Origin of the sequence: Sphingomonas naphthae (assembly GCF_028607085.1) — a bacterium.
Classification (GTDB): domain Bacteria; phylum Pseudomonadota; class Alphaproteobacteria; order Sphingomonadales; family Sphingomonadaceae; genus Sphingomonas_Q; species Sphingomonas_Q naphthae.
In genome coordinates this window covers 347,297-361,913 of record NZ_CP117411.1, presented here as the reverse complement: position 1 = coordinate 361,913, position 14,617 = coordinate 347,297, and the positions used below count along the sequence as shown (strand labels likewise).

Sequence of the window (14,617 nt, the reverse complement as noted above, 5' to 3'; positions counted from 1 at the left end):
CGGCCTTACTCCGCCGGATCCTTGATGCTCTCCGGCAGCACCAGATGCACCTTCCTGGCGAACAGCGCGCGTAATGTCGCCTGCGCCGCCGGGGCGTCGGCGGCGGGGAATTCGCTGGCGAGGCTGCGCTGGGTCGTCATGACCTTGAACAGTTTGCCGTCCACGCTGGCGCGGCGGGTGTAGGCGGCCCCCGCGACCGTCTTGTCCACCGCTTCGCCGTTGACGAGGGTGAAGCCGGTGGCGGGCAACAGCACTTCCTCCTCCGCCTGGAAATAGGCGGGATAGCCGACCGTGAAGGGCGCGTCCTGGTGCGGGCCGGGTTCGCGCGTGAAATCGGCGCGATTGCCGACGTCCATGCCGTCGGGCGAATAGCGGCGCTCGGTCCATTCGAGCGTGGCCATGCCGTCGCCGCCGAGCGTGAGGGAGCCGGTCCTGTCGTCCCATTTCATCGCCGTCGTCTTGAACTGGACGAAATCGTAGCGCTGCATCATCAATTTCCTGATCGCCTGATCCTTCTGCTCGGCCGAGGCATTGGCGAGGCCGAGCCGGATCTTGAGCGCATTGTCGCCGCGCAAGATGATCTCGCCATGGAAGGGCGCGGGGGCGAAGGCGCCGGCGCTCGCGTCGATCCTGGAGCGCGCGATCACGCTGGGCTCCTTGAGCGGCTCGGGCATGATGCGGACCAGCGCCGATTTCTCGATCAGCGGCAGACCCCACACGAAGGTCGGCACCTCCAGCCGGTCGATATCGGTATCGGCGGGGCGGGTGCCGTCGAGCCAATAGGTCTTGCCGGCGATGTGCGCGCGGACCAGCACATGATCGAAGGCGCCGACCATCGGGAGCATCGCGTCGATCCCGTCTCCGGTCGGGCTGTTGACCAGCACCGCCTCCGCCTCGATCCCCAGCGCGTGGAGCAGGGCGAGCAGCAGCACCGTCTTGCCCTTGCAGTCGCCGAAGCGGCGCGACCAGGTCAGCTCGGCCGCCGCCGGCACCAGCCCGCCATCGTTCATCGAGAGGGCGAGGTAGCGCACCTTGGTCTGCACCAGCACGAGTGCCGCCTCGGCGCGCAGCTTGGGATCGGGCGAGAGCGTGGCGATGCGCTTCAGTTCGTCCTGTAGCGGGCCTGTGGCGGGCAGTTGCGCGGTCTTGTCGAAATAGGGGCGCATCAGATCGGCGACGTCGCTCCACGCGGCGAAGTCGCTCATCTCCAGGATGCGGCCGCGCTGGAAACGCGGCGGCGCTTTGGCCGGGCGGATCAGCGGCTTGGCGCCGTCCATCTGGATGGCCAGCGTCATGCGGTCGCCGGCTTTCTCCGGCTTGGGAACGGGCAAATCCTCGGTCTGGCGCAGGCGCAGCGGCAGATCGGCTGGCCAGCTCGCGCGGAAGCTGGCCTGGGCGATGGTGGCGCCGTTCCATGTGGCCCCGGCCTGCTCGACATGGCCTTTCAGCACCGGATCGCTGCGTTTCAAGGTGCCCGAAAACTCGATCACGTCGCCCACCTGCAAACCCTCGGGCTGGATCGTAGCGGTGAGATTGCCGTCGAGCGCGGCGCGTTCGAGATTGGTCTCGCGGCGCAGGACGGTGAAGGTCTGGCCCTTGGCGAGCACGTCGATCACCTGATCGCCGCGATGGATCAGGAGTTTGTGGATCGTCAGATCGTCGGTGTCGGGCTTCCACGAAATGTTGATCGTGCCCGCCGACAGCCCCTGCGCCGTCTGGATCTTCATCATCGATCGCAGGAAGCGATATTGCGCGGTGCGGTCGAGCCGGACCTGCTGGTCCTGCAACAGCGGGCGCACGGGCACGTCGCCGGGCGGTGCTATGTCGGGGCGGACGGGTATCGGCTTCACCCAGTCGGCGGGCGGGCCGTAAAGCAGTTTGTCGGCAGCGAAAGCCGGGTGGGCCAGAAGGCTGATCGACGCCAGCGCCGCGAACCTGAGGGTCTTCATGAGAACACCCTATCGGCTCGGCAACGCGGCGGGAAGGCTCAGCGGGTCAGCATCTCCGGCGTGACCTGCCGCGAGGGGTTTTCCGCGCGCAGGTGGCGCGACCAGGCGCGCGAGCGGTGCCAGGCGACTAGACGGTCGAGCGCGTCGGTGAGGATGCGCGAGCCGGGTTCCTCGCGATCGATGCGCAGCGCCGTCCGCTCCTCGGGGGTGACGAACAGGCCCTCGCGGGCGAGGACGAGGCCCCAGTCGCGGCGCGAGGCGATCATCGCGAAGATCGGCGCGCCGATCAGGCCGAGCGCCACCGGCGCGGTCCACCACAGCGAATGGCCCGACCACATCATCGTCGCCAGCACCAGCGCGCCGACGACCATGTGGACGCGGTAGAAGCTGAACGCCTCGCCCGCCTCCAGCCTGTGCGCGTCGCGGCGCTGGGCGCTCCACTTGGCGGCGCGGCCGCGCGCGATCTGCCACAGCATGATGAGGTGGGTGACCATCGTCACCGGCGCCATCACGATGGCCAGCGGCATTTCGACCACGGCGCTCGCCAGGATGCGATCGGTACCGCCGAAGGAGCGGCGACGCTCATTGTCGATCAAGGTCCAGACCAGACCCATCAGTTTCGGCCCGAGCAGCAGCAGGACGGTGAAGAACAGCACGCGCGACATGCCCGGCGTCTCGAACCAGGCGATGCCGCCCTGATTGGGCACCAGCGCGCCGGCCACGATCAGCAGCATCCACAAGGGCGCGATCATATAGCTGGAGGCGCCCATCAGCAGTTGCAGCCGGCTGACCCAGTGAAGGCCGGGGGTGGTGAGCAGGCGGAGGTGCTGGATATTGCCCTGGCACCAGCGGCGATCGCGGATGGCGTGATCGATCGGCGTCGGCGGGAATTCCTCGAAGCTCTCGGGCAGCTCTACCATATGTACCGCCCAGCCCTGACGGCGCAGCAGCGCGGCCTCGACCAGATCGTGGCTGAGGATTGCGCCGCCGAAGGGCGCCGGGCCGGACAGGTCGGGCAGGCCGCAGCCCTCGGCGAAGGCGCGGGTGCGGATGATGGCGTTATGGCCCCAGAAGGTCGCTTCCGAGCCCGACCACCACATCAGCCCGGCCGAAGAGACCGGCGAATAGAGGCGCGCCGAAAATTGTTGCCACCGCGCGAAGAGCGTGCGGGCGCCGGCGACGACGGGCATGGTCTGGATCAGCGCGGTGCCGGAATTGGCCTCCATAGCGGTCACCATCCGCACCATCGTTGGCCCGCCCATCAGGCTGTCCGCGTCGAGCACGATCATCTGCTCGTAGCCGCCGCCGTGGCGCCGCACCCAATCGGCGATGTTGCCGGGCTTGCGGCCGACATTCTTCTCGCGGAGGCGATAGTAGAGCGGCACCTTGCTGTCGCCGGCGAGCGCCGCCCAGGCGATCGCCTCGGCACGGCGGATTTCCTGATCGGTCGTGTCCGACAGGATGAAGATGTCGAACATGTCGCCGCCGGCGGTCTTTTCCAGCGAGCGGATCATCGCGGCGACACGCGACATCACCTCGTTGGCGCCCTCGTTGTGGATCGGCATCAGGATCGCGGCGCGCGATTTCGGGCGGCGACCGGTGGGCAGCGGAATCATCTCATGCCCTGTGCCGGTGGCGAGGCAGATGAAGCCCGCCACCGCCTGCACGAAGGAGAAGGTGATCCAGGCGAACAACGGCAGGACGAGCAGGATCAGCAGCACTTCGGAGAGCTGGAGCCCGTCCTCGGCGGCGGCGCCGGTCGTCCAGACGCTGGCGAAGATGGTCGCGCAGGCGGTCGCGCCGATCAGGATCGCGCGGCGCAGATCGATCGTGACCGGCGAGCTGACCGGCAGCGGCTTGGCGCGCGGCAGTTCGTTCAGATCCTGAACCGGCATCGCGATCGGCGTTTCGGGCGGCATCGCCACCGGCGCGCTGGCCGGGGTCGTCGCGCGGGCGGGGGCGGCGCTCATGCCCGCCACCGCGTCACGAACGTCTCGCTGAGCGCGCGGCCGTCGCGGCGGAGCGTCAGCCGGACGTCGGCCGGCTCGCTGCCCTGCACGGTCAGTGCGAGATTGGCGCGCACGTCGCCGCTGCTGGGCAGGCGCGAGAGCGTCACGGGACGCAATGTCCCCCGGCTCGTCGCGGCGTCCGCCGTGATGCTGTCCAGTTCACCCACGATGCGTGACCCCTCAAAATCCACCGCGAAGGCGCGGGAGCCATCCGGGCTATGACCCGCGAAGCTCGCGCCTGTGCGTGTGTCTGTAACGCGCGACAGGGCTTTAGGTGCCGGACTATCAGTCGTCCAATGCAACCGATAGGCCGTGCGGTAAACGCGGCCGGCGGCCAAAGGCTTGGCGGGCCGCCAGAAAAGCACGATATTGTCGGTCGTCTCATTATCGGTGGGCAGTTCCAAAAGTTCGACGGAACCCGGCCCCCACTTGCCAACGGGCTCGACCCACAGGCTCGGCCGCTGCTCGTAATGCGCCTCGGCATCGCGATAGTCGGAAAAGTCGCGGGCGCGCTGCATCAGGCCGAAGCCGCGCGGGTTGGTGTCGGCAAAGGCGGACAGCTCGATCTGTTTCGGATTGGTCAGCGGGCGCCAGACCTGCTCGCCCTCGCCGGTCCAAAGCTCCAGCCCGTCGCTGTCGTGGACGGCGGGGCGGAAATCGTCGAACCGGCGCGCGCTCGCCGGGCCGGACATGAACATGCTGCTCATCGGGGCCAGCCCGACCGCGTCGATGTTGGTACGCGGGAAGATCACCGCCTCCACGTCGAACACGGTGGCCGCGCCGGTGCGGATCGAGAAATGCCACACGCCGGTCAGGCTCGGCCCGTCGACCAGCCCATGCACCCGCACCGTGTCGCCGCGCTCGGGCTTTTCCAGCCAGAAGGCGCGGAAGATGGGGAATTCCTCCTTGGGCCCACCCGTGCCGATGGCGATGGCGCGCGCCGACAGGCCGTAAAGCGTGCCGCGCGCCACCGCCCGGAAGTAGCTGGCGCCCTGAAAGACGGCGAATTCGTCCTTCACGTCGGGGCGGTTGATCGGCGCTAGGAAACGCACGCCGGAGAAGCCGATGCCGGGCTCGCCGGGCAGGGTGCGGCCGGGCGGGCTATCGAATTGGGTGGGGTCGAAGGGGAAGGGCTTCACCGCGCCGGCCGCCACGGCGTTGATCGCGACCGGATCGGCGAACAGGCCGCCGGGCGCCATCGGCTCGGCGATGATCGGCCCAGGCTGCCACAAGGCCTCCCGCCGGTGAAAGCGCAGCATCCGATATTCGTCGTAATTGAACTTGAGGCTGTCGGGCAGCGGGGGCGAGGGGACGAAGGGCCTGGCGGCCAGCGCTTTCGCCTGCGCCTCGATCTCTGCGCCGGTGAAGCCTTTCGGCGCGATCTTCGCCAAGGCGGGCGAGATGCCGAGCAAGGCGGCCGCACCCAGAAGCTCGCGTCGTCCGATCCGCCCGTCCATCGTGCCTCCCGTCCTCATCCCGAGCGCAGCAGCGCCACGCCCGCGTCACGCTCGAACAGATACAGCGCCACCCGCGCCGCACAGCCGCGCGCCGACGCCAGCCCCCCGTCGCGATCGACGAGCAGCCGGGCATCAGCGGTCGCCGCCTCGATCAGTTCCTGCGTAAATTCGGGTGTCGCCAGCCTGAACGCCGCCTCGCCCGACTGGCGGGTGCCGAGCATGTCGCCCGCGCCGCGCAGTTTCAGATCCTCCTCGGCGATGCGGAAGCCGTCGTTGCTCTCGCGCAGCAAAGCGAGGCGCGCCCGCGCCGTCTCGCTCAGCATGTTGCCGCGCAGCAGCAGGCAGACCGATCGCCCGCTGCCGCGCCCGACCCGGCCGCGCAACTGGTGGAGTTGGGCGAGGCCGAAGCGATCGGCCCCCTCGATGATGATGAGCGTGGCGTTGGGCACGTCCACCCCCACCTCGATCACCGTCGTCGCGACGAGGATGGATGTGCGCGCCGCCTGGAAATCGGCCATTACCGCATCCTTGTCCGGCCCCTTCATCCGCCCGTGGACGAGGCCGACCTTGTCGCCGAACCGCTGGCGGAGCATCACGGCGCGCGCCTCGGCGGCGGCCTGATCGGAGACCTCGCTCTCCTCGACGAGCGGGCACACCCAATAGGCCTGTCCGCCGGCGGCGACATGGCGGGCGAGGCCGTCCACCACCTCGTCGAGCCGCTCGGCGGAGAGCACGCGCGTCTCGATCGGCTGGCGGCCGGGGGGCATTTCGTCGAGCCGGCTGACGTCCATCTCGCCATAATGCGACAGAGTGAGCGTGCGCGGGATGGGTGTCGCGGTCATCGCCAGCAGGTGGGGAACATGGGCCGCCTTGCTCGTCAGCATCAGCCGCTGGGCGACGCCGAAGCGATGCTGCTCGTCCACCACCGCCAGCCCGAGGTTGCGATAGGCCACCCCCTCCTGAAAGATGGCGTGGGTGCCGACGAGGATGTCGATCGATCCGTCCGCCAGCCCCATCAGGGTCGATTCGCGCGCCCGGCCCTTGTCGCGCCCGGTGAGGATCGCGACCGTCACGGGCAGGCCGGCAAGCGTGCGGCTCAGCGTCTCGTAATGCTGGCGGGCGAGGATTTCGGTGGGCGCCAGCATCGCCGCCTGCGCGCCGGCCTCGACCGCGACCAGCATCGCCATCGCCGCCACCAGGGTCTTGCCGGCGCCGACATCGCCTTGCAGCAGCCGCACCATCGGCTGGGTCTGCGCCAGATCGCCCTCGATCTCCGCGATCGAGCGTGCCTGCGCGCCGGTGGGAGCATAGGGCAGCTTCAGCGCGTCGCGCAGCCGCCCGTCGCCGGTGAGCGCCACCCCGCGCCGCCTGCGTGCCGAGGCGCGAACGAGGGTTAGGGCCAGCTGGTTGGCGAACAATTCGTCATAGGCCAGCCGCGCCCGCGCCGCGCCATCCTCCGGGTCGGCATGGATGCGGGCCAGCGCGTCGTGCCAGCCCGGCCATTGGCGGGTCGAAAGGAGCGACGGCTCGATCCATTCGTCCAGCACCGGCGCGCGCTCCATCGCCTGCGCGACGATGCCGCCCATCCGCTTGTTGGATAGCCCCTCGGACAGCGGATAGACCGCCTCGCGCCGGGGCAGCGCACCCGCCTCCTCGATCGTCATCACCTCCGGGTGGACGATCTGGAGCCACTGGTCGTACTGCTCCAGCTTGCCGGAGATCGCCTTGGGCTCGCCCAGCGGCAGCTGCTTCTTCGCCCAGCCGGAGCCGCCGCCGAAGAACACCAGCGCCACCAGATTGCCGTGCGAATCCTTGCAGACGACGCGGGCCGGCGCGCGGGCCGATCCGCTCATGCGATATTCGGTGGGCGTGACGGTCGCGAGGACGATCCGCCCGACATCGCGCTGGTCGAGTTCGGACACGGCGATGCGATCGACGAAGCCCGACGGCAGATGGAACAAGGCATCGATCACGCGGGCGAGGCCGAGCCGCTTGAGCGGCTTGGCCAGCCCCGGCCCGATCCCCTTCAGCGCCTCGATCTCGGCGAAGAGCGGGTTGAGGATTTCGGGGCGCATGGCGGTGCCTTAGCGTGGCGGATGAGGGTTGGTCACGCGGATTGGTCGCCATTTCGTCATTGCGAGCGCAGCGAATCAATCCAGCGCCGACCTGGATTGCTTCGCTGCGCTCGCAATGACGGGTACGGTGGTTCGGCGCCCCTTCCCGTTTCCCCCGCCATCGCCTAAATCCCTCGCCGACACCTCATCACCGGCGGGCGAAATGCCCGGCCGGCGTTCGCCGTTGGAGCATCATGGACCGCACCGCCCGCCTCCGCCGCCTGTCCTTCCGCGCCTGGCATCGCGGCACCAAGGAGGCCGATTATATGTGCGGCGGCTTCTTCGACACCTACTCCGCCGAATGGAGCGACGAGGATATCGTCTGGTACGAGACCTTCCTGGAGGAGCAGGACGTGGACATCATGGCCTGGGCGATCGGCACGCAGGTCGTGCCCGAGCGTTGGGTCGGCCCGATGATGGAGCGGCTGCGGCGGCTGGATTACATCACCATCCCGCGATGAGCCCTCCCGTGCTCCTGCGAAGGCAGGAGCCCAGGGCCCCAAGCGGTGCGTTTCAATAACCCTGGGCTCCTGCTTTCGCAGGAGCACATCGCAGGTAACCTCCCGTGACCGATCTATCCCGCATCCTGAAGGCCGACCGGCCGCTCACCCTGTCCGGCGCGCCGCACGGCTTCCTGCCGTGGCTGATGGCCGATCTGGCGCGCGCGGCGGCGCCGAAGGGCGGGCGCGCCGTTTTCATCGCGCCCGACGAGCAGGCGATGCGCGGCCTCGCCGATGCGGTGACGTGGTTCGCGCCCGAGCTGGAGGTGATCCAGCTGCCGTCGTGGGATTGCCTGCCCTACGATCGCGCCTCGCCCTCGCTGCGCTCCACCTCCGAGCGGTTGGCGGCGCTGCACGCGCTGCAACGCAAGCGGAGCGGCCCGCAGCTGCTCGTCACCACCGCCAACGCCGCGACCCAGCGGACGCTGACCCCTTTCCGCATCCGCCAGCTCGCCGCGACGCTCGCGCCGGGCGAGCGGATCGATCGCGACGCGCTGGCCGAGCTGCTCCAGGCCAACGGCTATGTCCGCAACGATACGGTGACCGACCCCGGCGAATATGCCGTGCGCGGCGGCCTCGTCGATCTGTTCCCGGCGGGTGAAAGCCTGGCGCTGCGCCTCGATTTCTTCGGTGACGAGATCGAGAGCGTCCGCCAGTTCGATCCGCAGGACCAGCGCACCGTCGGCCGGTCCGAGGGCTTCACCCTGCTGCCCGCGTCCGAGGCGCTGCTCGACGAGGAGACGATCAAGCGGTTCCGGGGGCGCTACCGCGAGAAGTTCGGCGCCTCGGCCACCGGCGATCCGCTGTATCAGGCGGTGTCGGAGGGGCGGCGCCTCGCCGGGGTCGATCACTGGCTGCCGCTGCTGGAAGAGCGGCTGGCGACCTTGTTCGACCATCTCGGTGACAGCGACGTGATCGTGCGCGATACGGGCGTGGCCGGCGCCACCGAGGCGCGGTTCGAGGCGATCGCCGATTATCACGCCAACCGCGTCCGCGCGCAGAAGGCCGAGCCCGGCAGCTATCGCCCGCTGGGGCCGAAGGATCTCTATCTCGACGATGCCGAATGGCAGGGCATCGTCGCCGACCGGCCGCTCCACGCGACCACGCCCTTCCACGCGCCCGAAAGCGGCGACACGCTCGACCTCGGCGTCGATGCCCCGCGCGATTTCACGCCCGAGCGGACGCAGAACGCCAACATCTACGAAGCGGTGGTCGATCATGTCCGGGGCTTGGCTAAAGCGGGCAAGAAGGTCGTTCTCGCCTCTTACTCCACCGGCGCGCGCGAGCGGTTCAAGGGGCTGCTGGTCGATCATGGGCTCGATGGCGCGATGCTGGCGGAAAGCTGGCAGGATGCGCTCGGCGCCGCCTTCAAGCCGGGCACGACCGCGCTGGCGGTGGTGGCACTCGACCATGGCTTCACCGCGCCCGACGTGGCCGTCCTCACCGAACAGGACATGCTGGGCGACCGGCTGGTGCGCCGCGCCAGGCGCCGCAAGTCGGCCGACGCGTTCCTGGCCGAACTGGCGACGCTCTCGCCGGGCGATCTGGTGGTCCACACCGATCACGGCATCGGCCGCTACGACGGGCTGACCCGGATCCCGGTCGGCACCAGCCCCCACGATTGCGTGCAGCTGAGCTACGCCGGCGGCGACAAGCTCTACGTGCCGGTCGAGAATATCGACGTCCTGTCGCGCTACGGATCGGAAGAGGGCGCGGCGCTCGACAAATTGGGCGGGGTCGCCTGGCAGGCGCGCAAGAGCCGCATGAAGGAGCGCATCCGCGAGATCGCGGGTGAGCTGATCGCCACCGCCGCCGAACGCGCGCTCAAGCCCGCCGAAGTGGCCGAGCCCGAGGGCAGTTTCAACGAATTCGTCGCCCGCTTCCCCTATCAGGAGACCGACGACCAGGATCGCGCCATCGCCGACGTGGTCGAGGATCTCGGCGCCGGCCGGCCGATGGACCGGCTGGTGTGCGGCGACGTGGGCTTCGGCAAGACCGAGGTGGCGCTCCGCGCGGCGTTCGTGGCGGCGATGGCGGGGATGCAGGTCGCGGTGGTCTGCCCCACCACCTTGCTCGCCCGCCAGCATTTCACCAATTTCGAGGAGCGTTTCCGGGGCTTCCCGATCAACATCGGCCGTCTTTCGCGCCTCGTCCCCGCCGCCGAGGCGAAGCGCACCAAGGAGGGGCTGAGCGACGGCACAATCGACATCGTCGTCGGCACCCACGCGATTCTCGCCAAGGGGATCGATTTCAAGCGCCTCGGTCTCGTCATCGTTGATGAAGAGCAGCGGTTCGGGGTGACCCACAAGGAGCGGCTGAAGGCGCTCAAGACCGACGTGCACATGCTGACGCTGACGGCGACGCCGATCCCGCGCACCTTGCAGATGGCGATGTCGGGCCTGCGCGAGCTTTCGGTGATCCAGACCCCGCCGGTCGATCGCCTCGCCGTGCGGACGTACGTGGCGCCGTGGGATCCGGTGGTGATGCGCGAAGCGCTGCTGCGTGAACATTATCGCGGCGGGCAGAGCTTCTTCGTGACGCCGCGCATCAAGGATCTGCCCGACATCGAGGAGTTTCTCCGCAAGGAAGTGCCCGAGGTCCGCTACGTCATCGCCCACGGCCAGATGGCGCCGACCGAGGTCGAGGAGCGGATGTCGGCCTTCTACGACAAGAAGTTCGACGTGCTGGTCTCCACCACCATCGTCGAGAGCGGGCTCGATATCCCGAGCGCCAACACCCTGATCGTCCACCATGCCGATCGCTTCGGCCTCGCCCAGCTTTACCAGCTGCGCGGGCGGGTCGGCCGCGCCAAGACGCGCGCCTACGCCTACCTCACCACCAGCGGCCCCCGCATCACCGATACGGCGGAAAAGCGGCTCCACATCCTCCAGAATCTCGACACGCTGGGGGCGGGTTTCCAGCTGGCCAGCCACGATCTCGACATTCGCGGCGCCGGCAATCTGCTCGGCGACGAGCAGTCGGGCCATATCAAGGAGGTCGGCTTCGAACTGTACCAGTCGATGCTGGAAGAGGCGATCGTCGAGGCCAAGGCCGGCGGGCTCGGCAAGGCGCCGCCGCGCGAGGGCTTCAGCCCCCAGATCACCGTCGATGCGCCGATCCTGATCGACGACGAATATGTCCCCGATCTCGATCTGCGCATGGGCCTCTACCGCCGCCTCAACGAACTGGCCGACAAGCGCGAGATCGAGGGCTTCGCCGCCGAACTGATCGACCGCTTCGGCCCGCTGCCGCAGGCGACGCAGAATCTGCTGACGGTGATCGAGGCCAAGCTGAACTGCAAGAAGGCCTGCATCGCCAAGCTGGACGTCGGCCCGCGCGGCGCGCTGGTGACCTTCCACGAGGACAGTTTCCCCGATCTGCCGGGGCTGCTGGCCTATGTCGATCGCCTGAAGGGCACCGCCAAGCTGCGGCCGGACAGCAAGCTGGTGGTGACGCGCGCCTGGCCCGACCCGGTCGGCCGGCTCAACGGCGCGCTGCAATTGTCGCGCGGGCTGGCGAAGATATTGGCGTGATCGGCCTGAGGCCGACCTATTTCCTCCCCTTCTCCAGCGACAGCCGCGTCATCAGGATCGCGGCGCGCTTGGCCTGTACCGGCAGGCTCTTGAGATCGACGCTCTCGCCCTCGGCATGGTCGCCCTTGCCGGCGGTGCCGAGGCCGACGAGGCCGTCGGTATCCTCCGCGACGAAGCCGATGTCGCCCGCGCCGCGCTTCACCGGGGCGAGCGGCGCCATTTCGGGCAACCCCAGATCGGCGTTGATGCCGTTGAGCTTCGCCAGCAGCGCGCGGTTGCCGTCGGTCGGCGCCATGGCGGGATAGCCGTCGGGGTTGAATTCGAGCTTCGCGCCGGTGCCCTTCAGATGCTGGGCGACGATGGCTTCCATCTTCGCCTTCACCCGCGCCTGCTGCTCCACGCTGATCGCGCGCAGGTCGCCGCGCGCTTCGGCGGCCGAGGCGATGACGTTGGTCTTTCCGCTCGCCGTCAGCGCGACGCCGCCCGCGTCATGGCTCTGCACGCTGCCGCCGGCCATCACGCCGACATTGTAGGTGAGATCGGTCTCGGGCAGTTCGCGGCGGAAGCTGTCGAGGATGCGGATGAGTTCGTAATTCGCGCCATAGCCGGCGGATTCGCCCACGCCCGACGAATGGGCCGCGCGGCCGGTGGTGGTCAGCACCCACGATGTGGAGGAGCGGCGGGCGATCGAGCCCATGTCCTTGCCATCCTCGCGCGCCAGCCCCTCGAAATCGAGCGCCACGTCCGCCCACTTGCCCGCCGCGACCAGATCGGCGCGGGCCTTGTCGAGCGGCGCGCCGGTGCGCTCCTCGTCGCCGGTCAGCACGATGGTGATGTCGGCGCCCTTCAGCGTGCCGGCGGCCTGCATCGCCTTCAGCGCGGTGACCATCACGACCATGCCGCCCTTGTCGTCGTTGACGCCGGGGCCGACCGCAATGTCGCCGGTGCGGACGAATTTCTGGAAGGCGCTGTCCGGCTCGAACACGGTATCGAGATGCCCGATCAGCAGCATCTTGCGGCCGCGCCCCTTGTGCCGCGCGACAATGTGGCCGGCGCGGCCGGTCTCGGCCATCGGCACCCAGGTCACGGTGAAGCCCAGCGGCTCGAGCTGGCCGCGCATCATCGTGCCGACCTGCGTCACACCCTTGAGGTTGAGGCTGCCCGAATTGACGTTGACCAGCTGCTCCAGCAGCGTGATCGCCGTGTCGGCATCGGCGTCCACCGCTTTGGCGATCTTTGTCTCGGCGGGCGAGAGGGCGGCCAGCGCCGGCATCGAGAGGGTGGCGAGCAGCAGGCCAAGCAACGGACGCATCGATATGTCTCCCTGTTGGCGCGACCGTGGCGAAGGGGGATGCGGTCCGTCAACCGCCCTTGGCGAACTTGCGCTTATCCCGAACCGTTCGTGTCGAGCGAAGTCGAGACACCTGCGCTCGGGCCCCGTACCTCGACTTCGCTCGGCACGAACGGAATGTGTCGTGGAAGGCCGGTTACGTTGGCCCACAACACCCGTTGCATTTCGGAACCAGAACGTCCATATGGGCCTCAGCGCCCCCTGGCCATGCCGGGGTGAAGGAGCAAGCGTGATCCCGCCCGATGAAGGCGGCCGTGTTCCTCTTGAGACGCTATCAGCCCTAAGGCTTCCCTTTCACGCGGGTCGTCATTTGAACCCGCTCGTGCAGCGTCGGATCAGATGATGATCGGCGCGCCCGTGCATATTGAAAGCACATATGACCCAATTTTCCGATTTCGGCCTGATCGAGCCCCTTCAGCGCGCGCTCGCCGCCAAGGGCTATACCACGCCCACCCCGATCCAGGCCCAGTCGATCCAGCCGCTGCTGGACGGCCGCGATCTGTGCGGCATCGCGCAGACCGGCACCGGCAAGACGGCGGCCTTCGCGCTGCCCTCGCTCCAGCACCTCGCCAACAGCAACAAGACCCGTCCGCAGCAGGGCTGCCGGATGCTCGTGCTGGCGCCGACCCGCGAGCTGGCCAGCCAGATCGCCGAGAGCTTCGTCGCCTACGGCAAGCATCTGCGCCTGAGCGTGCTCACCGTGTTCGGCGGCGTGCCGATCAACCGCCAGATTCGCCAGCTCCAGGCCGGTGTCGACGTGCTCGTCGCCACGCCGGGCCGCCTGCTCGACCTGATCGACCAGCGCGCGCTGCACCTGCGCGGTGTCGAGATCTTCGTCCTCGACGAGGCCGATCAGATGCTCGACCTGGGCTTCATCCACGCGCTGAAGCGCGTCGATCAGCTGCTGCCGAAGAAGCGCCAGTCGCTGTTCTTCTCGGCCACCATGCCCAAGACGATCGCCGAGCTGGGCGACCGCTTCCTGACCGATCCGGTCAAGGTGTCGGTCGCGCCGCCGTCGACCACCGCCGAGCGGGTCGATCAGGTCGCCTTCTACGTCAATCAGGCCGAGAAGCAGGCGCTGCTCAACCTGCACATCAAGAATGAGAAGATCGACCGCGCGCTGGTCTTCACCCGCACCAAGCATGGCGCCGATCGCGTGGTGAAGCATCTTGCCGCCGCCGGCATCGACGCGAACGCGATCCACGGCAACAAGAGCCAGCCGCAGCGCGAGCGCGCGCTGGCGGCGTTCCGCTCGGGCGAGACGCCGATCCTCGTCGCGACCGATATCGCCGCGCGCGGCATCGACGTGTCGGGCGTGAGCCACGTCTTCAACTTCGAGCTGCCCAACGTGCCGGAGCAATATGTCCACCGCATCGGCCGCACCGGCCGGGCGGGCGCGACCGGCATCGCCATCGCCTTCGTGGCGGATGACGAGCGGCCGTTCCTGAAGGGCATCGAGAAGCTGACGCGCGTGCGCATCGCCATCTCGCCGCTGCCGGAGAATTTCCGCTCGGTCGTCGAATCGACGCCGAAGCTCGTCATCCCGCGCACGCCCGATCAGCCGCGTCGCCACGACGGCCGTTCGGACCAGCGCAACGGCGCGCCGAGCAACGGTGCCCCCAAGCGCCGCTACGGCCCGAAGAAGGGCCCCGTCGGCGCCCATCGGGGGGCGGTGACGCGGGTCGGCGGGCGCTAAGCCTGCGG

Annotated in this window: 8 protein-coding genes; 3 read left to right on the top strand and 5 right to left on the bottom strand. The window is 68.7% G+C overall.

The annotated features are described in order from the left end of the window. Positions 1-5 precede the first annotated feature (5 nt). The 4 genes from PQ455_RS01845 to recG are packed head-to-tail and all read right to left on the bottom strand — an operon-like array spanning position 6 to position 7,490. Positions 6-1,949 carry a DUF3857 domain-containing protein gene (locus tag PQ455_RS01845; protein ID WP_273688694.1) on the bottom strand — a complete coding sequence of 648 codons (1,944 nt, stop codon included), beginning with the start codon at positions 1,947-1,949 and terminating at the stop codon, positions 6-8. Between the two features lie 38 nt (positions 1,950-1,987). Further along, complete coding sequence (mdoH, locus tag PQ455_RS01840; RefSeq protein ID WP_273688693.1) at positions 1,988-3,919, bottom strand: glucans biosynthesis glucosyltransferase MdoH; 1,932 nt, start codon at positions 3,917-3,919, stop codon at positions 1,988-1,990. Continuing rightward, the gene (locus PQ455_RS01835; RefSeq protein ID WP_273688691.1) at positions 3,916-5,415 is read right to left on the bottom strand and encodes an OpgD/OpgG family glucan biosynthesis protein; all 1,500 of its coding nucleotides are present in this window, start codon (positions 5,413-5,415) and stop codon (positions 3,916-3,918) included. The genes mdoH and PQ455_RS01835 overlap by 4 nt, the downstream gene beginning before the upstream one ends. 14 nt (positions 5,416-5,429) lie before the next feature. Then, a complete protein-coding gene (recG, locus tag PQ455_RS01830; protein WP_273688690.1) occupies positions 5,430-7,490 on the bottom strand; it encodes an ATP-dependent DNA helicase RecG in 2,061 nt (686 codons plus the stop codon). 233 nt (positions 7,491-7,723) lie between these two features. Between recG and PQ455_RS01825 the strand changes: the two genes are divergently transcribed. Together PQ455_RS01825 and mfd are read left to right on the top strand one after the other, a co-directional pair. Next, a complete protein-coding gene (locus tag PQ455_RS01825) occupies positions 7,724-7,990 on the top strand; it encodes an FAD assembly factor SdhE (RefSeq protein WP_273688689.1) in 267 nt (88 codons plus the stop codon). A gap of 104 nt (positions 7,991-8,094) precedes the next feature. Continuing rightward, on the top strand, positions 8,095-11,562 hold the full coding sequence (gene mfd / locus PQ455_RS01820; RefSeq protein WP_273688688.1) for a transcription-repair coupling factor: 3,468 nt from the start codon (positions 8,095-8,097) through the stop codon (positions 11,560-11,562). A gap of 16 nt (positions 11,563-11,578) precedes the next feature. On the opposite strand, the gene PQ455_RS01815 is transcribed toward mfd, so the two are convergent. Beyond that, positions 11,579-12,874: a M20/M25/M40 family metallo-hydrolase gene (locus PQ455_RS01815; RefSeq protein ID WP_273688687.1), complete on the bottom strand. Its 1,296-nt coding sequence runs from the start codon at positions 12,872-12,874 to the stop codon at positions 11,579-11,581. Between the two features lie 415 nt (positions 12,875-13,289). On the opposite strand from PQ455_RS01815, the gene PQ455_RS01810 reads away from it, so the two are divergent. Continuing rightward, positions 13,290-14,609, top strand: coding sequence for a DEAD/DEAH box helicase (locus PQ455_RS01810; protein WP_273688685.1), 1,320 nt, complete (start codon positions 13,290-13,292; stop codon positions 14,607-14,609). Positions 14,610-14,617: the final 8 nt, after the last annotated feature.

What these genes read in the sequence shown, in the direction of transcription:
- PQ455_RS01845 (WP_273688694.1), bottom strand. Translation starts at nt 1,949, where the DNA reads ATGAAGACCCTCAGGTTCGCGGCGCTGGCGTCGATCAGCCTTCTGGCC.
- mdoH (WP_273688693.1), bottom strand. Translation starts at nt 3,919, where the DNA reads ATGAGCGCCGCCCCCGCCCGCGCGACGACCCCGGCCAGCGCGCCGGTG.
- PQ455_RS01835 (WP_273688691.1), bottom strand. Translation starts at nt 5,415, where the DNA reads ATGGACGGGCGGATCGGACGACGCGAGCTTCTGGGTGCGGCCGCCTTG.
- recG (WP_273688690.1), bottom strand. Translation starts at nt 7,490, where the DNA reads ATGCGCCCCGAAATCCTCAACCCGCTCTTCGCCGAGATCGAGGCGCTG.
- PQ455_RS01825 (WP_273688689.1), top strand. Translation starts at nt 7,724, where the DNA reads ATGGACCGCACCGCCCGCCTCCGCCGCCTGTCCTTCCGCGCCTGGCAT.
- PQ455_RS01815 (WP_273688687.1), bottom strand. Translation starts at nt 12,874, where the DNA reads ATGCGTCCGTTGCTTGGCCTGCTGCTCGCCACCCTCTCGATGCCGGCG.
- PQ455_RS01810 (WP_273688685.1), top strand. Translation starts at nt 13,290, where the DNA reads ATGACCCAATTTTCCGATTTCGGCCTGATCGAGCCCCTTCAGCGCGCG.